The following is a 20910-nucleotide window of genomic DNA, read 5'->3' on the forward strand; positions in this document are numbered from 1 at the left end:
CATACGTAGATCAGAAGAAATTAACGCTTACGTCGGGTGCAATATCTTATTTGTGAAATTATGGATGAACTCTGAAAGTGATAAGAACGGTAATTTTAATCAAAATGGAGTAGTGGACTGTGAATCAATGGCTACGGTGTTAGTAAATGCATATAAATTAGAATGGAATGAAAATAGTAAGTTACCAAAAGAATTTGCTGATTTGAAAAATCATTGGGCTCAACGTATGCCAATATTTTAGTTTAATAAGAAAATTCAAATTCCAAGTTGACACATGTGAATTACAGAATTAAAATGAAAAGAAATCGAATAGAATACATTAGAAGCTAATCAGATAAACTGAAGGCGCACAATGTTCACATTTGTGAATATATTGTGTGCCTTTTTCTATTGTATAAACTAAGGGGGCTTAACGATGAAAAAGTGGGGTAAGACAGCGTTTATGAAAAGTACAGGTGTTTTATTATCAGCAGTTGTACTTTTATCAGGGTGTGGTTCGGCAACATCCACTAGTAATTCTGAAGGAAGTGGAGATAAAAAAACAGTTGAGCTTTTAAATGTTTCTTATGATCCAACGAGGGAGTTATATCAAGATTTCAATAAAGATTTTGCGAAGTATTGGAAAGAGAAGCACGGGCAAACAGTAAATGTAAAACAATCACACGGGGGATCTGGAAGTCAAGCGCGCTCTGTTATTGATGGCTTAGAAGCAGACGTTGTTACACTAGCACTTGCTTATGATATTGATGCGATTAGTAAGAAAAAACAATTAGCAGAAGATTGGCAGAAGCGACTTGCGAATAATTCCACTCCATACACGTCAACAATTGTATTTCTTGTTCGAAAAGGAAACCCGAAAGGTATTAAAGACTGGGATGATTTAACGAAAAAAGGTGTGTCTGTCATTACACCAAACCCAAAAACATCAGGCGGGGCACGTTGGAACTATTTAGCGGCGTGGGGATACGCACTGAAAAAATATAATAATAGTGAAGATAAGGCGAAAGAGTTTGTTAGCCAAATTTATAAAAACGTAGAAGTATTAGATTCAGGAGCGCGCGGAGCAACGACAACATTTGTTGAAAAAGGAATTGGTGACGTATTAATCGCATGGGAAAATGAAGCGTTATTATCCCAAAAAGAGCTTGGAAAAGATAAATTTGAAATTGTAACCCCTTCTATTAGTGTACTTGCAGAACCACCAGTAGCGGTTGTAGATAAAGTCGTTGATAAAAAAGGAACGAAAAAAGTAGCAGAAGGGTATCTTGAATATTTGTACTCAGAAAAAGGACAGGAAATTGCGGCAAAAAACTTTTATCGTCCACGTAATGAAAAAGTAGCAGAAAAATATACATCTCAATTTCCGAAAGTTCAATTATTTACAGTAGATGAACTATTTGGTGGCTGGAAAAAAGCGCAGGAGAAACACTTTAATGACGGCGGCGTATTCGATAAAATTTATCAAAAATAATGCGTACTGCTAAAGGGGGATGAGGTGAAAGAGGATGAGGAAGAAACGTGTTTTACCAGGGTTTGGATTATCGCTTGGATTTACAATGTTGTACATGAGTTTATTCGTACTTATACCACTTTCTATCGTATTTATTCAAACTTCACAGTTAGGTTGGAAGAAGTTCGCTGGGGTTATAACGAACGAGCGTGTGTTGCATTCCTATCAAGTTAGTTTTACAACTTCATTTGCAGCTGCTATTGTAAATGCCATTTTCGGTTTATTAATAGCATGGGTGCTCGTACGCTACAAATTTCCAGGAAAAAGACTATTAGATGGACTCATTGATTTACCGTTTGCACTTCCGACAGCTGTAGCTGGTATTACACTTACAACGCTTTATGCGGAAAATGGATGGATTGGGAAAATATTTAGTCTGTTTCATATAAAAGTAGCTTTTACACCACTCGGAATTATCGTTGCGCTTACTTTTATCGGTTTACCATTTGTCGTTCGAATGGTGCAACCAGTGCTGCAAAATATTGATAAAGAAGTAGAAGAGGCAGCTTCGAGTTTAGGTGCATCCCGCTTACAAATATTTGTGAAAATCATTTTACCAGAAATCTTTCCCGCTCTTCTTGCCGGTTTTTCACTCGCATTTGCAAGAGCATTAGGAGAATACGGATCTGTCGTTTTCATCGCAGGTAATATGCCGATGAAAACAGAAATTGCACCACTGATGATTATGACGAAACTAGAACAATATGATTACGCGGGGGCAACAGCTGTAGCGACCGTGATGCTTATTATTTCCCTCCTTTTCCTTCTTCTTATTAATATGATTCAAAGCTGGAGTAGAAGGCATGAACTAAAAAGTGAATAGGAGGAGAGAAAATGGAACCAACATTATTAGAAAAGAAAATTGTAAAAAGCGTATCAGCTAAAAAAGAATCTAAGCTTGTACCAGGCGTATTAATTACGATTACAGTTTTATTTTTATCTCTCTTTCTATTACTGCCACTCATAACTATTTTTCTAAAAGCCTTTGAAAGAGGGATGGATGTATACATTGCCGCTATTACAGATCAAGAAGCATTTTCAGCAATTAGATTAACGCTTCTCGTTGCGTTAATCGTTGTGCCGCTTAATACGATATTTGGGGTAGCGGCCGCGTGGCTTATTACAAAGTTTCAGTTTAAAGGAAAACAAGTATTACTCTCTCTTATTGAACTGCCGTTTGCTGTGTCACCAGTTATCGCAGGATTAGTATTCGTCTTACTTTTCACACCGAGGGGTGCTCTTGGCGAATGGTTACTTGAACATGGAGTGAAACTCATTTTCTCTGTACCAGGCATTATTATCGCAACAATCTTTGTAACCTTCCCGTTCGTTGCACGTGAATTAATTCCGGTTATGCAGGCGCAAGGGAAAAGTGAAGAAGAGGCAGCTTTATCACTTGGCGCAAGTGGCTGGAAAATGTTTTGGCGCGTTACGCTTCCAAATATAAAATGGGGTCTTTTATACGGCATGATTCTATGTAATGCCCGTGCTATCGGTGAGTTTGGAGCCGTTTCTGTCGTATCAGGTCACGTGCGTGGCATTACGAACACGATGCCGCTCCATATTGAAATTTTGTACAATGAATATCAATTTTCAGCAGCATTTGCAGTAGCGACGTTAATGTCATTAATTGCAGTGTTTACACTCGTTATAAAAAACTGGATTGAATGGCGAATGGAAAAACGACAATAAGGGGGATTACGGTGAGTATTCAAATTCAAGGTGTATCAAAGCAATATGGTACATTTCAAGCACTAACAGACATTCATTTGGATATTCCAAAAGGTGAACTTGTTGCCTTATTAGGCCCGTCAGGTTCTGGGAAAACGACGTTATTACGCATTATTGCAGGATTAGAAGAAGCGGATGGAGGTTCTATTTCATTTGATGAAGAAGATTTAACAGACATTCACGTGAAAAACAGGCAAGTCGGTTTCGTCTTTCAGCACTATGCGCTCTTTAAACATATGAATGTATTTGAGAATGTCGCTTTCGGTTTAAAAGTAAGAAAGAAAAGCTTAAGACCGTCAGCAGAAGCGATAGAAGAAAAGGTAACAGAATTATTAAAGCTCGTAAAAATGGATGGCTTTGCTAAACGTTATCCAGCGCAATTATCTGGTGGACAACGTCAACGTATTGCACTAGCCCGGGCACTTGCAGTCGAACCGAAAATTTTATTACTTGATGAACCGTTCGGTGCACTCGATGCAAAGGTGAGAAAAGAATTACGAAGATGGCTCCGAAAATTACATGACGAATTTCAAATTACGAGCGTATTCGTAACGCATGACCAAGAAGAAGCGTTAGACGTTGCAGACCGTATCGTTGTAATGAATGAAGGTGGCATTGAACAAATGGGAACACCGGAAGAAGTATATGAAAACCCAGCAAGCCCGTTCGTTTACGATTTTTTAGGAAATGTAAATTTATTTCACGGCCGCGTTCATAAAGGAAAGCTAAATGTAGGATCGGTCGAACTAGAAGCACCAGAGCATAAGCACGTTTCCAACGTAGACGGAATAGCCTACGTAAGGCCGCATGACTTATCAATCTCTCGTACGAAACAAAGCATAGATGCAATCCCGGCAAAAGTATCTTATTCTCACGCAGTCGGACCTGTCGTATATGTAGAATTAAAACGAGACGGAACAGATGAATATTTAGAAGCAGAAATTACGAAAGAACAGTTCAAGCAGTTGAACATTCAAGCGGGTGATTTCGTATACGTACAGCCGAAAGAAGTGAAAGTGTTTATTCCGGAGGATTTTGTAATTTAAATAAAAACCGAACCACCATCTAAATGGAGGTTCGGTTTTCTTTATTTTTTCTCTACTAATTTCTTATTCTTCCAATCTAGTGTGAACAATTTATTAAATGTTTTTTGATCAACGTCTTTTACGTTGTTTCCAACCCAGTTTGCAGTTCCGAATGTGTAGCCTGGACGAAGTTGGTAGTCGTCGGCGTGTTTTGTATAAGCGACTTGTAAGTTAGATTGATCTGTATTTTTTTCAGAGATAACAACAGCAATCATACCAGGAGAGAAACCACTATTTGTTAATGCTGGAAGTTGATCCATCGGTATTAAATTACCTTTTGCATCAGATTCATATAGGTATGTGCGAGAGTACATAAACAGTTGGTTTCCGTATAAAGAATGGTAGGAATCACGTGTGTAAATACCCCAGTTTTGATTGTTATATCCGTTAAAGAATACGTTCCATTTTACGTTTTTGTTTGTTTGGTCAATTAAATTTGTTTTATAACTAGTTTGTTTATAGCTTACAGAGTCCGACCAAGTTACTTGACCAGTTGCACCAGCTTCACCGCTAGGGCCATTAGGCGTTACAGAAGCTTTAACAGAGCCACCAAGTTGATAAGATACGCTAGATGTTACAGTCGTTTCTTCTACAGCATTTGTAGGTGCTACGTTAAAGAAACGAGCGCTGTTATCTTGAAGGCTAAAGGCAATATCATATTGTGAAGGATAACGTAACGTTGCACTAGCGCCAGGGATTGGGTAGTTATCAATAGGTGCATCACTTATAGTAGGATTTGCTTTTAGAAAACTACCAGTTGTATTAATAACGGCAATCTGTTTATCAGCGCTTGGGTCATCGATAAAAGTTACCTTTAAAGACATTGTCATATTATCAGCTTGATCATTATTAAATGTATTATAGCTCGTATGTGTTTTTGCGTTTTGTCCGATATCTGTTACAACTTGCGATGTTGTTTGAGCATAAGCAGCAGGTGTTGAAAGAGTTACAGCGCTACTAGCAAAAACAGCGGATAATGCTAAACATTTTAAGTATGTTTTAGAACGTTTCATACAATCACTTCCTTTTATCTTTGTCGATATATGTCGTATTACATTTATATCGTAACATGAAAATAAAACGGAATGGATGGTTATGCATAATTGCATAGATGAGTTTTGAAGGATAAAGATAATAGAATTTCATCCAACACTTAAGACTCAAAAATGTCCATTACAGCCGTTCTTAAAAATTTTAAGACAATATGTTTATCAATGTTCTTATTCTGAAGATTGAAGTGCTTAATATTTACGTTATAAGTGCATAACAAGTTATAATAAAAGAAATCAATAAGGAGGCTGGCTGTGAAGAATCTTCGTTATCTCAATATATTTACGATATTAATTATATACACACTACTTATGTTTTACATTGGCTGGAACGGCTGGGTTTGGCTTCATGCGGTATTTGGCTGGGAATCTTGGGGATATTATGCTTTTATAGTTGCATTTATTTCATATGCGTACATTCTCGTGCAAGTGTTTAAGTTTTTGCCATTTCTGCGAACGATAGGTTCGATTTGGTTTGCGGTTATACAATATGCGCTTATGCTGTTGCCATTAGCTAATATTATGGTCTTTCTTTTACAGTTTTCAGTAGAGAAAGAAGCGGCAATTATTTGGACAGGGGCGGCTGTGATAGCTGCATTTATCTTTATCTTTGCGTATGGAGTATTTAATGCGTATAGCCCGGTAGTAAGAAAGTACGAGGTGCACATACCGAAAAAGGTAGAGGGGCGTAAAAGTTTACGCATTGCGATGGCTTCTGATATGCATTTCGGTAAACTGTCTGGCGTTTCGCATTTAAAAAGACTTGTTCGTCATGTAAATGAGATGGAGCCGGATATTATTTTGCTACCAGGTGATATTATCGATGATCATCCAGGTGTGTTCATTCAAAAGAATATGGGACCAATCATGAAACAAATGAAAGCACCATTAGGCGTATATGGCGTATTAGGAAACCATGAATACTACGGTAGAGCGGTTCCAGAGTTTTTACAAGAGATGGATAAGATTGATATTCGTATTCTTTTAGATGAAGTAATTACAATTGAAGATGACTTTTATCTCGTTGGAAGAAGAGATAAAACAGAGCGAGATCGTCAAAGCTTTGAACAATTAATGAGTACGGTAGATAAATCGATGCCTGTTATCGCAATGGATCACCAGCCATTTGAGTTGAAACAAGCAGCAGCGGCAGGTGTAGATTTATTATTATCCGGTCATACGCACCGCGGACAAATGGCGCCCAATCATATTGTAACGAGAAGAATGTACGAGCTAGACTGGGGATACGCACAAAAAGGCGCGTTCCACGCAATTGTTTCTTCTGGATTTGGGTTTTGGGGACCACCGCTTAGACTTGGTAGTAGGTCGGAGATTGTGCAGGTAGAAGTTACATTTGAATAGGGGTTATGAAATAGAGAGCTGATGGCTCTCTATTTTTTTTAATAAAAACAAATAACAATAAATATTTATGTTGGTGCTAATTTCATAAAAGAGATAAGATTATAAGACTCGATTAAAATAAAGGGGGATTGTAAGTGATCATATCAGATGTACTATACGGAGAATTTGAAGTGGATCAAGTAGTAGAAGAATTAATTTCAAGTAAGTCTATGCAAAGGCTAAAAGGTATTCATCAAAATGGCGCAAGTTACTTAATGAACGAGAAATGGAATGTAACGCGCTTTGATCATTCAGTTGGTGTTATGTTATTAGTGAAAAAATTAGGTGGTTCAGTAAAAGAACAGATTGCTAGTTTACTGCATGACGTATCGCATACTGCTTTTTCCCATGTGATTGATTACGTTTTTGATAATGAAGATGAAAGTTATCATGAAGAGATATTTAGTTCTGTTGTGAAAAACTCAGAAATTCCAGCGATCCTTGCGAAGTATGGTTATAACTATGAAGATATTTTGTTAGATGATTCGAAATGGACGTTACTCGAAAGGTCAGCACCAGAATTATGCGCAGACAGAGTGGATTATACATTACGAGATATGTATACATATGGGTATGTTTCTTTAGAAGAAGTTCACAGTTTTTTAGAAGATGTCATCGCTGTAGATGGGAAAATGGTTGTTCAAAGTGTCGAAATGGCAGAATGGTTTACAGAAACGTATTACAAGGAAGTAATCGATTTCTTTATGGAACCAATGAATATTTACGGAAATGATATGTTAGCGAAAACGTTAAAGGTAGCTCTTCATAAAAGGATTATTCATGCAGATGATTTTCTTCTTGAAGATGAGGAGCTTATTTCGAAATTGCAACAATGTAATGACCCCGAAGTAGAAGCTTTATTAAGCAAAGTTCATCGAAATGTAAAAGTAAAAGAAGATAGAAACGATTATGATTTACATCAGAAAAATAAAGTGCGTCTTATTGATCCGCCGTTACTTCGTGAAGGAAAAATCGTTCAGTCGTCTGTTGTGTCAGAAAACATAAGACAGATGAGTGATATTGCTTATGAAAAAGCGGTGAGAGGGATGTATGTGAAATTGATTTCGGAATAAAAAAGAAGTAGCGCATCTTTTTTAGAGCGCTACTTCTTTTTTATTAATTATCAAACCAATTCCAAATCTCAATATCTCCAAGAGTCGCATAACGTACGTGCGGGGAGTTTTGTAATTTTAATAACTCTTTCGATGGGCCAGTAATAACAATTCCGTATACTTTTACACCGTTATCCTTTACATATTGATAACGTTTATCTAAGTTTAGTTCTTTCTCAGAAAGCGCTGCCATTTTGCTTACCGTTTTTTTATGGATAGAAAGGACGCGCATCATTTCGGTTACTTTGTCTTCTTGCGTTTTCTGCCCGTCAGTTTCATTATCGAGGAATCTTACATGTTCTGGAAACCCTATAGCTTCTCCGCCATGTAGGATATAGTCATCTACATTTTTTCTTTCTTGTCCTGTATCTAAAGCGTACCATACAGGAGTTGGAGGGAGTTCTTGTGCCTCGAATATGCTATATAAAAGCGGTTCTAATTCTTTTAAAGTGTAAGCTTTATCAAAAGAAATTGCTACTTCTGCAACGGTTCCATCATGTACTTTTGCAAGTGTATCCCATACTTTTTTTGATGAATCCTTTAAATAATCACCCTGCTCTGTTTTTGGATGAACAAAGAAGAGTTTTGGTTGATAGAACGGATTCATCCAAGTTTGCTTCGTGATATCTACAGATGATAAGAAGCTTTTTGTTTCTATTGTACCGAGGGGCATTTCTTTTTTACCGATGGTTCTTACTAAATCAAATTGGCTATTCGTACGGAAAAAAGCTTCTACACTTGTTCCGCCTCCCATAACGCGGCTATTTGGGATAGTTGCTTCAAGTGCAAGCGAAGGAACCTCTCTAATTTCTTTTAGCCTTTTATCATTATTAGATTGAAAATAAAAGGCTGATAATACCCCGCCGATTATATAGATAACGATGCAAATTGATAATATAAAACCAAACGTTTGTAAACGATGTTTCCACTTAATTCTCCAAAAAGGAATTTTAAGATCTTTTGGAGGTAACTTTTTCTTAATTGGTTCTGTTTTTGTTAACAGCTCATCTAAGTAAGCTTCACACTCTTCGCATGACTCAATATGACTTTCTAACAGTTCTTGTTCATCATGCGTGAGCGTTCCAGTTTCATACTTCTTCCATAGTTTTTTAAATTCTGTACAACCCATCCGTATCACTCCTTTATGCTTTTTATTTCTTTTCGTCCCCTGTGTAATTCAATTTTTACTTTCGCTAATGAGAGACCAGTCATTTCTGCTATTTCCTTATAGGAGAATCCATAGTAATCTCGTAGTAGCAGGGCATTTCGTCGTTCGAGCGGAAGAATGGATAAACTTTCTAACCAACTAGCAATCTCAAATTTTACGAAATATGCATGTTCTGTACTTGGAACGTTTGGTAAATGGAATTCTGCAACTTCTGTTGTTTTATATTTCTTTTCTTTACGATACCAATCGATAAAGGCATTGTAGGCAATTGTAAATAACCACGGCCTAATTTCTTCTCCTTTATAATAGTCAATATGGACGAGCATTCGGTAAAAGGTTTCTTGCATGAGATCTTCCGCATAGTGGGAATCTCCGGTTAGGGAGAGAAGATAGCGAAATAAATCTTGCATATGCTCGGAGTAAATGTCTTCTAATGATTGTTTGCGTTTCACTACATTTCCCTCCCTTCATACATAACAACGAAATACATATAAAAAAGTTACATTTGTTTTTTAAAATATAGTAAAAAACGTCAAGAATTGGATAGGATTCTCTTTTATCATAATACATATAAGGCGGGTGAACAGAGATGGAAAGCTATGAAACACAAATTCAAAGGTCAATTGATTATATTGAGGAAGATGTAATGGAAAAACAGACGCTGCGTAATTTAGCACGTATTGCAGGTTTTTCTGAGTCGCATTTTCATCGTGTATTTCAGGCATTAGTAGGTGATACAGTAATGGAGTATGTTCGAAAGCGGAGGTTAGCCCGGGCAGCTTATCAACTTTCTCATACGGATGAAAAAGTTATTGATATCGCATTTGAGCATGGCTTTCAATCTCACGAAACGTTCACGAGAGCCTTTAAAAAATTATTTCAAATGACACCGAGTGAATATCGAAAACAAGAAATCGAAACACCGATGTATTACAGAGTGAATGTAAAGCAAAGAAAATTAAATCCGTATTTAGGAGGCATACAAATGGAATATCGTATTGTAAATAAACCAGAATTTTTAGTGGCGGGTTATGAACTGAAGACGACAAGTAAAGAAGGGAAAAACCATCAAGACATTCCAGTATTTTGGCAAGAATATTTACAAAAAAATCTTGGCACAACGATTCCGAATCGTAAAGATACGAGCCAATGGGTAGAGCTTGGATTATGTACTGATTTTAATTTAGAAACAGGGGACTTCACTTATATTATTGGAATGGAAGTTAAAGACTTTGAAAATGTACCAAACGAAGTTGCGAAGCGTACTTTCCCAGCAGCGACATATGCTGTATTTACAACGCCGAAAGTTCCTCATGAAGAAATGGTATCGTCTATTCACCAAACGTGGAATGCAGTATTCTCAGAATGGTTCCCGCATTCAGGGTATGAACATTGCGGAGTTACAGAGTTTGAACTGTACGATGAGCGTTGCCACGAAGATAAGAGTGAGTTTGCACAAGTAGAGCTTTGGATACCGGTGAAGAAAAAATAATAGGGTAAGAGCGAATCATTGGGAGATGGTTCGCTTTTTCATAAAAGGAGAAATGGGAAAATGTTCAAAAAACTAGAATGTGTATCTATACATACGAAAGATATAGAAAGATCAGTTTCTTTCTATAAAGAAATGGTAATGAAGCAAAACTGGATGATAGAAAGAGAACTAGAAGAAGGAGCTATTTGGACGTTAATAGGATTGAAATTTCCAGATGAGAAAAGTTCGGAGTTAGTAATAAGCAATCATCCGGATATTAATTTTACGGAAGTCGAAGTATTAGTAGAAGATGTACAACAAACGTATGAGAGTTTAAAAGATAATAAAGATGTAAAGTGGATTCGCGAACCATTTCCAACAGAATCAGGACATGTTGCAGTAATGGAAGCACCTGATGAGAATGTGTTTGTGTTAGTAGGGAAATAGCTGAAATATGGAGTGACCTTTCATAGTGAGTTATGAAGGGTTATTTTTACTTTGTATAGTAGTAGAGGAGGTAGGTTAGTATTGTCGGTTTTTGTCGGTAAGTCGATATATCTAGAAAATCGCTGATATAATTCGAGTTGCGCTGATATATTCAAAAAATCGCTGATATAATTCGAGTTGCGCCGATATATTCAAAAAATCGCTGATATAATTTCATATACCGCTAAAACACCCCAAAAAAACGATCTGCATAATTTCAATTACCGCAAAACTCTCCCAGAAAAGAAAAAAAGACGCCACATAGCGTCTTTCCTACGAACGAAACGGAAACACAAGAATAATCGTCGTTCCTTTTCCGAGTGCACTATCAACGGAAATTGTCCCGTTATGAGCATGAACGAGCTGTTTTGTAATGGCTAGGCCAAGTCCAGTTCCAATGTTGCTTTCTTCTGTGTTTGTTCCGCGGTAATATCGTTCAAATAGAAGTTCTTTCGTTTTTTCATCCATTCCTTTTCCATCATCTGAAATGGAGAGTGTAAAGGAATTAGCGTTTTGTGATAGTTTTACGATGACAGTAGTTGTTTCGTTATTATGTTTTACCGCGTTTACGAGTAAGTTTTCGATAATACGCTGGAACCATTTTTCTTCAATGAAATATTGAATTTTATTTGAGCTCGGTACGAATTCAATATTTTGATTTTGGAGTGTTGGATTGTTAATAAATTGCAATAATACTTTTTGAACGAACTGATTGATTTCAACGTTTACGTGTTGGGCAGGAAGGCTGTTATTTTTTAATTGATACGTTAAGCTTAAATCATCAATTAATGTCGTCATATATTGAGATTTCTCTTTCATAACACTACCAAATTGCTGAATATCACGATCAGTCCAGTTATATTGATTCGATTCGAGTAATAATGCGTAGCCATATATAGAGCTAAGTGGTGTTTTTAAATCATGCGTTAGACCGGTAATCCATTCTTCTCGTGTTTGCTGGAGGACTTGCCTCATCGCATCATTTTTTTTGAGTGTAATAGAAAGGTGTTCTAGTGAACTTGTTACATCTCTAAACAAACGGAATGACCATTTTTCTTTACCAGATCGCCGGAACCTGACAGGTTTTCCTTTTTTACTAATAGGTTCTTCATACTTTCCACCAGCGATATTTTTTAGCCAGCGCATCGCATGTAATAACGGTTTTCCGAATTTATTACCGTACCAAATAGAAAGAATGACTAAATAAACAAATACGATAAGAAGGATTAATCCGCATCCGATGAGAAACTTCTTAGTAAATACATCTTCAATTTCGTCATCTGGATAGTAGTGCTCATTTTTTGCAGTTACAACGAGAAGGTTGCCACTATTTGCATCGTAAAAGCTAGACGTGTTTTCTTTATGATTCCACGGTTCTTTTTCATTAAGGGCAATTTGTATTGCTGAAAATGTTTTTTTCTTTCCAGTTGGATAGGAAAAAACCTCTTCGCCATTTTGATTAAATATTTGAAGTGTTGCTTTTTCTTTAGATAGTAACTGTTTTTCTTGGTCTGTTAATGCGAACGAATCCATCGTTAAAGAGGAATGCTCCTTTTGAATTGCTGTCAGTAACGCATTGCTTTTTAACATACCACCATAAATAACAAGTGCTTTCTTTTCTTCTAATTCAATTTCCCAATATGTAAATTTATAATTGCTTTCGATATGATGTTGTATATATGCGACTAAAGATGTCTTCGTATAAGCATCCGGAACATCATTTGGTGTATTAAAGTGGTAGAGGATTTTTCCGTTTTCATCTACAACTTGGAGCCAATCATTTTTCTCCTTTATTAAATCTTGCACTTCAGATTGTAACGAAATATGCCCATCTTCTGAAGAGATGTATCTTGAAATTGTAAAACTATCAGAATCTGGAATGTTAGGTTCGTATAAAGTACTAGTAAGAAGAAAAATTAAATAAGTAAAAGCAGCAACTACAGCGATAAGTAATGTAACTAAAACAAAAACGTGTTGCATGATAAATTGAATAATAAGTCGTTTATTAAAATTCATATCGTCACCCTACTTTGTAACGAACTTATAACCAAGCCCGCGAACAGTTTTTATATATTCTGGTTTACTTGGATCATGTTCAATTTTTTCACGTAGTTTTCGAATGTGGACCATAACAGTGTTGTCATCGCCATTATAGGCAGGTGCTCCCCAAACTTTTTCATATATTTCCTCTTTCGAAAATACGTAGTTCGGATTCTCGCAAAAGAAGAGTAGTAGTTGAAAGAGTTGAGCAGAACATTCGACAATGTGCCCATCTACTGTTAGTTCTGCAGAGTGCTGATCAATTTCAAATCTTCCAAATGAAATTGAGTGTGGTTTTTGTTCGTGTGGTACGGTTTGTTTCATATGTCTCCGAAGCTGTGCTTTCATACGTGCTACTACTTCTAATGGATTAAATGGTTTCGTAATATAATCATCTGCACCGTATGAAAATCCGGATATTTTATCTAAATCAGATGCTTTTGCTGATAGGAAGAAAATTGGACAATCTGTTTGTTGGCGAATGATTGGACAAATATCAAAACCAGATTGTCCAGGAAGCATTACATCTAAAATAATTAAATCGTAATTGTTTTGCTTAGTTAGAGATAAAGCCATTTCAGCTGATGTTGCAGTTGTAATATGAGAAAAGCCTTCTTTTTCAAGAATGGTAGTTAGTAATTGTAAAATTGCTGTTTCATCATCAACGAGTAAAATATTTGCTTGGTACATAAACATCCCTCCTAATTTTCTCGAATATCATATCATCATTTTGTAACTTATGGAATTTTTAAGGAAATTTTAAGGTTTTCTTTCGCAAAAAATTAAGAATCAAATGATATGATAAAAGTAACATAGGGGAGGAGATGAGTGTGAACCCGTTTCAAGTGATGCGAGCTAGATATTTTTTAATTGTATTTGCACTATTAATTTTAATAGCGAGAAGTAGTGGCGATTTGCTAACAAGTATATTTCATATACAAAATTCTTCTTTTATAAATATCCTTATATTCTATATCCTTCCGATGGTATGGATTTCTTATGAGTATAGAAAGCACCACATTTCATTTTCATTATTTGTTAATAAAAATGAAACATTTAACTTGGTACAAGTTTTATACATTACGGTTATGTTATGCATGTTTAGTTACGGGTATCTTATTTTGTATATGTATAGTTTTGCATGGATTACACCGGACTTTATTATGAACGCCCTGCATGAACCAATTGTAGATAGTACTGGGGGATATGTATCTCAAGTCATTAGGGTCGTATTCATCGCACCAATTATCGGGGAATTTGTTTTTCGCGGATTTTTACTTCAACGTTTTGCAACAAAATGGGGAACGAGCATAGCGACCATCGTTGTAGCAATATTGTTTGCGTTGTTACATGTTGATTTCCTCGGTGCAGCCATATTCAGCATCGTATTGTCAATCGTATATATTCGTACGAAAAGTTTACTCATGCCAATTGCAATACATATGTTAAACAATGCATTTGTAATAGGTGCGTCTTTTCTAATAAGTAGAGAAAAAATTATTAGTTTTGCCGATTTCTCAAATTATACGACATTCTTTCCTGGACTTATTATTTTTATAACAGGATTAAACTTAGTACTTATCTTTTTATTTGTTAATCGCAAATATTGGAGTAAAGAAGTGCCGGTTATATATGCAGAGCAGGAAAAGAGCTTTTCAGATGTAGTCGGGAGTAAATAAGATGAAGAAGACGGTTGAAAAAATATTAAAAGACATTATAGATTCTACGTCTATTACAGATATGTGTGATAAAAGCGTTTGTCATTGGCTTCAACCTGTAGTAGATACGATTGTGTTTCCAGAGTATTACTTATTTTCTAGTACTCATTTAAAAGAAAATATTATTTCTCTTCTTATTGTGTTCGGGGTTTTACTAATATTTGGTCTAATTGTAGAAGAAATGATGAAGCGCATCTTCAAAAAGAATGAAGAGAAGTATATGTGGATTCATAAAGTATTCGAGAAAGTAATGGTGGCTTTCCTTTTGTTTTATGGTATAAAAACAATCATTTACTTTATAGCTTTGAAACATCATTAATTCGAAATTTGAAAGGGATGTATAAAATTATATGAATGAAACGATATCATCAAATAAGTTTTTTTATTTGATTTTACTTAGTCTAGTGTTAATAACGACAGTGAATGTTATTTTGCGCTGGGAGGAAGCTTATTTTTTCATGTATTTAGCGCTCCATTTGCTAGGGATTTTATGTATAAGTGGTGGAGTCGTTACTGAAAAAAAGAATGAAGAAAGCGTTAACTATATGTGTGTGATCGGTCTTGTTTTACTTTTAGCCGTACAGGGTATTATGAAATATAGTTCTTTCTCTTTACAAGATTTTAGTTTATTAATAGATGTACTTCCTTAAAGAGGCTTTTTATTTTATCTAAAAAGGAAGTAGGGTACGTGTTGGTTTGTAAGTGTACGGATTGTGAACCGAAGAAAGTGTTTAAAGATAGGTAAAACTCTTCTTATGTAGAAGAGTTTTTTTATGTAAATAAAAAGATCCAGAGCAATTCACATAATAAGCTTGTTCTAATTTAGCGTGTACGAACTTACAATAATAATAGACAGGCAGCATAGAGGAGGGAATAGCGTGAAGAAGGTTATCGGTTGGTCGCTTTTTTTGTACGTTGGATTTGCGTTACTTATATATTGGTATTTATTTGGATGGAATCATGAACTTATTCCGGACATGTATAAGGGAACGAGTGCAGATCCAGAAACGTTTATGAGTACGAGAGAGCTTACGCTAAGCCAAGATTATTCGCGCGTGAAAAATTTACTATACTTTTTAGCGACGCCTCTTGAATGGATTATTTTATTATTTGTACTTGTGCTAGGTATTTCAAGAAAGTTTGAGAAATGGTCGAAGGAAACGACTAAAATAAGTGTTTTGCAAGTTGCGATTTATTTCTTTTATTTATCATTACTGACAACAGTGCTTGCCTTACCGATGCAATGGATTGGCCGGAAAGTGTCCGTTGATTACGGCATTTCAACACAAAGTACACAAAGCTGGATAAAAGATCATGTTATCGGTTTTTGGGAAAGTTATGCGACTATGTTAATCGTAGTTACCGTTCTATTATGGCTTATCCGTAAATTTCCGAAGAGATGGTGGCTCGCAGGATGGGCGCTCTCTGTTCCATTTACAATCTTTTTAACATTCATACAGCCTGTCGTTATTGATCCACTGTATAACGACTTCTCGACGCTGAAAAATAAAGAATTAGAAACGAAAATTTTAGCGATAGCAGACAAAGCGGACATTCCTGCTAAACACGTATATGAAGTAAATATGTCAGAAAAAACGAATGCATTAAATGCTTACGTAACAGGAATTGGCCCTAACGCCCGTATTGTAATGTGGGATACAACACTTAAGCAGTTAAAAGATAAAGAGATTTTATTTATAATGGCCCATGAAATGGGGCATTATGTTATGAAACATATATATTTTGGCGTTGCAAGTTATGTATTGCTATCGTTTATAGGTATGTTTTTAATTAGTCGTATTATAAATATGTGTATTCGCAAATGGGGAGATACATTGCAAATTTCAAAAGTAGCATGTTTCTCCATGTTACCTTTATTTTTCTTAATTTCTTCTGTCCTCTCTTTTGCAGCACAACCAGCAACAAACTACGTTTCACGTATAGAAGAAAGAGCGGCAGATCAATATGCTTTAAATATGACGAAGGATGGGAAATCTGGTGTGAAAACTTTTCAATATTTATCAAAAACAAGTTTAAGCCAAGTAAATCCGCCTGCGTTAGTAAAATTTTTCTTATACACGCACCCACCAATTTTTGAAAGAATTCATACGTTTGAACAATATGAGAAACAAAGCAAAAAGGAGTAGCATGATAGCTACTTCTTTTTTTATAGAGATATAAGTTTCATATTGGGAATATTTATCATTGCTTTTTATTACGATTTTGTAAATAATAAGCTATAAAATTCTAAAAATCTATATATAAAGGAATAAAGGTGGAAAAATGTATTTTTTACAAAATTTAAAAGTGAAATATAAATTATTAGCGCTTATTTCATTAGCAGTTTTAGGTATGGTAATTATGAGCAGTGTAGCAATTAATTCTATTAATAAGATTAAGCACGATACAGAGGTTGTAGTAGATGATTATCAATATTCTGCAATTTTATTAGAAGGAATGCTTCGTACACAAAATTCATTAGAATATAACTTACTAGAATTAATTACGGCATCACAAAATGAAGTGGCAAATAAAGAGGGGATAATTGATAATATTGAAAAGGATCTTAAAAAATATGATTCTTTATTAAAAGAATATGATGATGGTTTTAATTTAAGTAAGCAAGAGGATGAACTATTTCAGAAGATGAAGAAATCTTTGCCAAGTTATAAAGATACATATAAAAAATTATTTGAAAAGGCGAAGGCAACAAATGAGCCACAAATGGTAAATGAATTTCAGAAGGAATTAAAACCGAAGGGAATAGAGTTAGCTGGTTATGCAGTGGATCTAGAATCGTATGTTTCAAATTTAGCTGACCAAGTATTTAAAGATTCTCAAAAAATGATTGATCGTTCCGTTATTACCTTTATCATTCTTGTAGTAGTTACTACAATCGTTATATGTATAGTAAGTTATATTATTAGCAAGCTCATAGTTGCTCCTTTACAAACGGTTAGTCGTATGATGGAAAGAGCGAAAGAAGGAGATTTAACCGTACATGGTGATTATACTGCTAAGGATGAATTAGGTGTATTAGTAAGTAATTTTAACGAGATGATTGCAGGGCTAAGAACAAATATGCAAGAAGTAGAGAATAATATTCAGCTTTTATTCCAACATGCAGACGGAGTAGTATCTGCATCAGAAGTATCTAGTAGTGCAGCGAAGAAAATCACTATGGATATTGAAGAAGTTGCAAATGGTGCAGAGAGTCAAATGCAAGCAATGGAACAAACTGCGGGTGCGATGGAAGAGTTGACGCAAGGAATGCAGAGTATAGTCAATACATCATCCTCTGTAAATGAATTATCTGCTCAATCAGCATTAGATGCAGAGAGTGGTAACAAATTAATGAAACAAATGATTCAACAGATGGATACAATCCAAAATTCGGTACATAGCGGTGTGAAACAAGTAGAGACTATGAAAGAACAATCAGAAGAAATTGTTAAAATCATTGATGTTATGCAAGGTATTACCTCCCAGATTAACTTATTAGCATTAAACGCCGCAATTGAGGCTGCACGTGCTGGTGAAAGTGGTAGAGGATTTGCAATTGTGGCAGATGAAGTGCGGAAATTAGCAGAACAATCTAGTGATTCTGCAAAACAAATTGAGAATCTTATTACTCAAGTTATGGGAACAACGAACCATACGGTACATATGATGGGGAAAGTAGATAATGAGGTACAGGCAGGTACACAAGTAGTAATGCATACAGAAAAAGTATTTGGAACAATTACAGAAAAAGTACAGCAAGTATCTGAGCAAATTCAAACGGTATCTATGTCTACAGATGAAATTGCAGCGAGTAGTGAGGAAATCTCGGCTTCTGCAGAAGACATGGCTCAAATTTCCCAAAGATCATCTGACCGAACTGATAGGGTAAAAGAGTCTATTCAACAGCAAGAAAAATCTGTTCAAGAGATTTCGGTTTCAATTGAACATATGCATAACGCAGCAGGAAAATTAAAACAAATAGTTGCCCAATTTACTCTTCAAAAGTAGTAGCATATTTGAGTGTTAATAAATATAAAAAAATCATCCTCTTTTAAGAAAAAAGGATGATTTTTTTATCCTGTTATTTGCTGGGCAGTAAGACCCCCACCTCAAAATTCAGCGAAAGCGAGTTATCAGTGAAGGGGGATGCTACCTCTGAAATATAAACCATGAATATAGTAATCTCCATTAGGCATCTCCTTTAGGTGCCAATAAAGGGAAGTTATAAAGTGAAAAGGAGTTTATAAAGAGATTGTAGAATGTTTTAGTATATAACACCTTAGATGTGACAACTTCCTTTTTGAAAAAGAAAGAAGGGGGTATAAAGCAGAAAGGTAGTGGGAATATTTCTTCTAGAAGATTTGCATTTTATCTTACATTCACAAAAAAAATAGTACTCCTGAAACAATGAAGTTCATTTTATTTGAATGAAATAGGGAGAGAGGATAATGAAGAAAAAAATATTGGGTGTAATGATGATTGCGACAATGGCAGGAGGTATATTTGCAGGGGCGAATGTGACACCTGTAAAAGCGGAAGAGTATCCACAAATGATTGTGTTTGAAGATGTTCCATACGGATTTTGGGCATATGATGCTATTATGGATTTAGCGTATCATAAAATTATATTAGGGTATGGAAACGGGAAGTATGGTGTTGGCGATCTTATAACACGTGAACAAGTAGCTGGGACTATTTACAGAACACTTGAGATAAAAGAAGAAGGGCCAGTAGCGAATCCATATAAAGATGTTTCTGATAGCACAACCACTTTTAAAAAGGAAATTTTAGCGTTAACAAAACGTGGTGTTTTTACAGGGGATGGCCAAGGGGATTTTAGGCCGAAAGCACCAATCTCTAGAGCGGAAATGGCTGTCATTTTAAAACGAGCATTTAATTTTGAAACGAAACAAAAACATACATTTAAAGATATTCCAAAAGGTCACTGGGCAGAAGATGCAATTAGTGCGTTACAATCTAATAATGTTGTGAGAGGAACTGGGAATGGCATGTATGAATTAAATCGCCCTGTACCTAGAGAACAATATGCTCAGTTTATTAATAATGCGATTATTAATTATCATTTGAAAGAGGATTGGAAGTAGAGTGAAATATGAAAGCACAAATAGAAAAATTTGTGCTTTTTTGTTTGTTTAAAAAAGAATTATTATTCGTATTTATGTATTTTTATGGTTATAAACAAGCTTTATAATCAACCCGATGAAAAAGACATGATGTGTAATATGATTCACAAAACCGTCACGAAATGTGTCGGAAAATATATTGTCACTATACCATTTATTCTGTATATTTTTAAAAAAACATATACATATTGGGGAGATAATTTGATGAGCAAAAAATTATTAAAAACAGCTACAGCATTAACAATTATGGGTGGGGTGTTATTCTCAGCAGAGAGTAATAGTGTAAAAGCGGAAAGTGCACCGTTGCAAAAAGCAAATACAATTGTATTTAAAGATGTACCAAAAGGACATTGGGCATATGAGGCAATTCATGAATTAGCGGAACAAGAAATAATTTTGGGATATGGCGATGGAATATTCGGTTTTGGGGATAATGTAACACGTGAGCAAGTTGCAGCTTTAATTTACCGTGTGTTTGATATGGAAGAACAAGATGAATATGAAAACCCATATGGAGATATCGATGAAAATTCAACAAGCTTTATCGAGGAGATATTGGCTCTAACGGAAATCGGAATTTTCCAGGGAGACGAGAATGGAAACTTTAGACCGAAGGCGACGTTAACGCGTGCGGAAATGGCACAAGTTCTTACGAATGCTTTTGACCTACAGGCAAAGGGATCTCATAACTTTAATGATGTTTCAGCAAATTCATGGGCAACGAATGCAATTAGTGCAGTACAAACAAATGGTATTACAATGGGAATCGGAGAAGGTAAATTCGGTCCGTCTATGAAGGTAACGAGAGAACAATACGCACAGTTTTTACATAGAGCAATATTGCATGATATGGAACAAGGGCAGTAATAAAGTTTAACTAGTCAAAGTGAAATTCAAAAATAATACAAAAAGGTCGTTGTTGTATAACAGCGGCCTTTTTTGTATGAAATAAAGCGCGAAAGAATGGCGTTTTGAAAAAAAACGAAATGAAT

At 35.5% G+C, this 20910-nt stretch carries 21 protein-coding genes and 2 pseudogenes; 17 read left to right on the forward strand and 6 right to left on the reverse strand.

Going from position 1 to position 20910, the window contains the following annotated elements; genetic code table 11:
• Nucleotides 1-64: 64 nt before the first annotated feature.
• From N2V80_RS05665 to N2V80_RS05685, 5 genes are all read left to right on the forward strand, one after another.
• On the forward strand, nucleotides 65-241 hold the full coding sequence (locus tag N2V80_RS05665) for a hypothetical protein (RefSeq protein ID WP_001999272.1): 177 nt from the start codon (nucleotides 65-67) through the stop codon (nucleotides 239-241).
• Nucleotides 242-415: 174 nt separating this feature from the next.
• Nucleotides 416-1471 (forward strand): sulfate ABC transporter substrate-binding protein, encoded by a 1056-nt coding sequence (locus N2V80_RS05670; protein ID WP_000758703.1) that lies wholly within the window; start codon nucleotides 416-418, stop codon nucleotides 1469-1471.
• A 34-nt stretch (nucleotides 1472-1505) separates the two neighbouring features.
• The gene (cysT, locus tag N2V80_RS05675) at nucleotides 1506-2333 is read left to right on the forward strand and encodes a sulfate ABC transporter permease subunit CysT (protein WP_001227879.1); all 828 of its coding nucleotides are present in this window, start codon (nucleotides 1506-1508) and stop codon (nucleotides 2331-2333) included.
• An 11-nt stretch (nucleotides 2334-2344) separates the two neighbouring features.
• Nucleotides 2345-3202: a sulfate ABC transporter permease subunit CysW gene (cysW, locus tag N2V80_RS05680; protein ID WP_061655450.1), complete on the forward strand. Its 858-nt coding sequence runs from the start codon at nucleotides 2345-2347 to the stop codon at nucleotides 3200-3202.
• Nucleotides 3203-3213: 11 nt separating this feature from the next.
• The gene (locus N2V80_RS05685; RefSeq protein ID WP_061655451.1) at nucleotides 3214-4287 is read left to right on the forward strand and encodes a sulfate/molybdate ABC transporter ATP-binding protein; all 1074 of its coding nucleotides are present in this window, start codon (nucleotides 3214-3216) and stop codon (nucleotides 4285-4287) included.
• Between the two features lie 41 nt (nucleotides 4288-4328).
• Here N2V80_RS05685 and cytK2 read toward each other — a convergent pair whose 3' ends face one another.
• Both cytK2 and N2V80_RS05695 read right to left on the reverse strand, forming a co-directional pair.
• Nucleotides 4329-5339, reverse strand: a complete 1011-nt coding sequence (gene cytK2, locus N2V80_RS05690; RefSeq protein WP_061655452.1) for a beta-channel forming cytolysin CytK2 — start codon at nucleotides 5337-5339, stop codon at nucleotides 4329-4331.
• 143 nt (nucleotides 5340-5482) lie between these two features.
• Nucleotides 5483-5596: pseudogene (locus N2V80_RS05695) on the reverse strand (TetR family transcriptional regulator); the annotation flags it as partial.
• Between the two features lie 34 nt (nucleotides 5597-5630).
• Between N2V80_RS05695 and N2V80_RS05700 the strand changes: the two are divergent.
• Entirely contained in the window at nucleotides 5631-6737 is a 1107-nt protein-coding gene (locus tag N2V80_RS05700; protein WP_000793735.1) for a metallophosphoesterase, read from the forward strand.
• 134 nt (nucleotides 6738-6871) lie between these two features.
• Nucleotides 6872-7849, forward strand: a complete 978-nt coding sequence (locus N2V80_RS05705) for an HD domain-containing protein (protein WP_000587072.1) — start codon at nucleotides 6872-6874, stop codon at nucleotides 7847-7849.
• Between the two features lie 43 nt (nucleotides 7850-7892).
• Here the strand turns inward: N2V80_RS05705 and N2V80_RS05710 are convergent, their stop codons facing one another.
• Entirely contained in the window at nucleotides 7893-9017 is a 1125-nt protein-coding gene (locus N2V80_RS05710; RefSeq protein WP_061655453.1) for an anti-sigma factor, read from the reverse strand.
• Between the two features lie 5 nt (nucleotides 9018-9022).
• Nucleotides 9023-9508, reverse strand: coding sequence for an RNA polymerase sigma factor (locus N2V80_RS05715; protein ID WP_000823979.1), 486 nt, complete (start codon nucleotides 9506-9508; stop codon nucleotides 9023-9025).
• A 137-nt stretch (nucleotides 9509-9645) separates the two neighbouring features.
• On the opposite strand from N2V80_RS05715, the gene N2V80_RS05720 reads away from it, so the two are divergent.
• Both N2V80_RS05720 and N2V80_RS05725 read left to right on the forward strand, forming a co-directional pair.
• A complete protein-coding gene (locus N2V80_RS05720; protein ID WP_061655454.1) occupies nucleotides 9646-10548 on the forward strand; it encodes an AraC family transcriptional regulator in 903 nt (300 codons plus the stop codon).
• 60 nt (nucleotides 10549-10608) lie between these two features.
• Complete coding sequence (locus N2V80_RS05725; RefSeq protein WP_061655455.1) at nucleotides 10609-10974, forward strand: VOC family protein; 366 nt, start codon at nucleotides 10609-10611, stop codon at nucleotides 10972-10974.
• Between the two features lie 312 nt (nucleotides 10975-11286).
• On the opposite strand, the gene N2V80_RS05730 is transcribed toward N2V80_RS05725, so the two are convergent.
• Nucleotides 11287-13029: a sensor histidine kinase gene (locus tag N2V80_RS05730; RefSeq protein WP_001010440.1), complete on the reverse strand. Its 1743-nt coding sequence runs from the start codon at nucleotides 13027-13029 to the stop codon at nucleotides 11287-11289.
• A 9-nt stretch (nucleotides 13030-13038) separates the two neighbouring features.
• Nucleotides 13039-13743 (reverse strand): response regulator transcription factor, encoded by a 705-nt coding sequence (locus tag N2V80_RS05735; protein WP_000283870.1) that lies wholly within the window; start codon nucleotides 13741-13743, stop codon nucleotides 13039-13041.
• Nucleotides 13744-13883: 140 nt separating this feature from the next.
• Between N2V80_RS05735 and N2V80_RS05740 the strand changes: the two genes are divergently transcribed.
• The 8 genes and pseudogenes from N2V80_RS05740 (at nucleotide 13884) to N2V80_RS05770 (ending at nucleotide 20785) form a co-directional block, all read left to right on the forward strand.
• Nucleotides 13884-14732: a CPBP family intramembrane glutamic endopeptidase gene (locus N2V80_RS05740; RefSeq protein ID WP_001067984.1), complete on the forward strand. Its 849-nt coding sequence runs from the start codon at nucleotides 13884-13886 to the stop codon at nucleotides 14730-14732.
• A 1-nt stretch (nucleotide 14733) separates the two neighbouring features.
• Entirely contained in the window at nucleotides 14734-15090 is a 357-nt protein-coding gene (locus N2V80_RS05745; RefSeq protein ID WP_000754332.1) for a hypothetical protein, read from the forward strand.
• A gap of 31 nt (nucleotides 15091-15121) precedes the next feature.
• Nucleotides 15122-15421, forward strand: a complete 300-nt coding sequence (locus tag N2V80_RS05750; RefSeq protein ID WP_001006050.1) for a DUF2101 family protein — start codon at nucleotides 15122-15124, stop codon at nucleotides 15419-15421.
• A 228-nt stretch (nucleotides 15422-15649) separates the two neighbouring features.
• Nucleotides 15650-16918: a M48 family metallopeptidase gene (locus tag N2V80_RS05755; protein WP_000755730.1), complete on the forward strand. Its 1269-nt coding sequence runs from the start codon at nucleotides 15650-15652 to the stop codon at nucleotides 16916-16918.
• A gap of 136 nt (nucleotides 16919-17054) precedes the next feature.
• A pseudogene (locus tag N2V80_RS30495) lies at nucleotides 17055-17834 on the forward strand (MCP four helix bundle domain-containing protein); the annotation flags it as partial.
• Nucleotides 17835-17990: 156 nt separating this feature from the next.
• Nucleotides 17991-18782, forward strand: coding sequence for a methyl-accepting chemotaxis protein (locus N2V80_RS30500; protein WP_404978265.1), 792 nt, complete (start codon nucleotides 17991-17993; stop codon nucleotides 18780-18782).
• 440 nt (nucleotides 18783-19222) lie between these two features.
• Nucleotides 19223-19879, forward strand: coding sequence for an S-layer homology domain-containing protein (locus tag N2V80_RS05765; RefSeq protein WP_000727094.1), 657 nt, complete (start codon nucleotides 19223-19225; stop codon nucleotides 19877-19879).
• 138 nt (nucleotides 19880-20017) lie between these two features.
• Complete coding sequence (locus N2V80_RS05770) at nucleotides 20018-20785, forward strand: S-layer homology domain-containing protein (protein ID WP_114159535.1); 768 nt, start codon at nucleotides 20018-20020, stop codon at nucleotides 20783-20785.
• Nucleotides 20786-20910 lie beyond the last annotated feature (125 nt).

Origin of the sequence: Bacillus sp. FSL W8-0640 (assembly GCF_038007725.1) — a bacterium.
Lineage (GTDB): Bacteria > Bacillota > Bacilli > Bacillales > Bacillaceae_G > Bacillus_A > Bacillus_A cereus.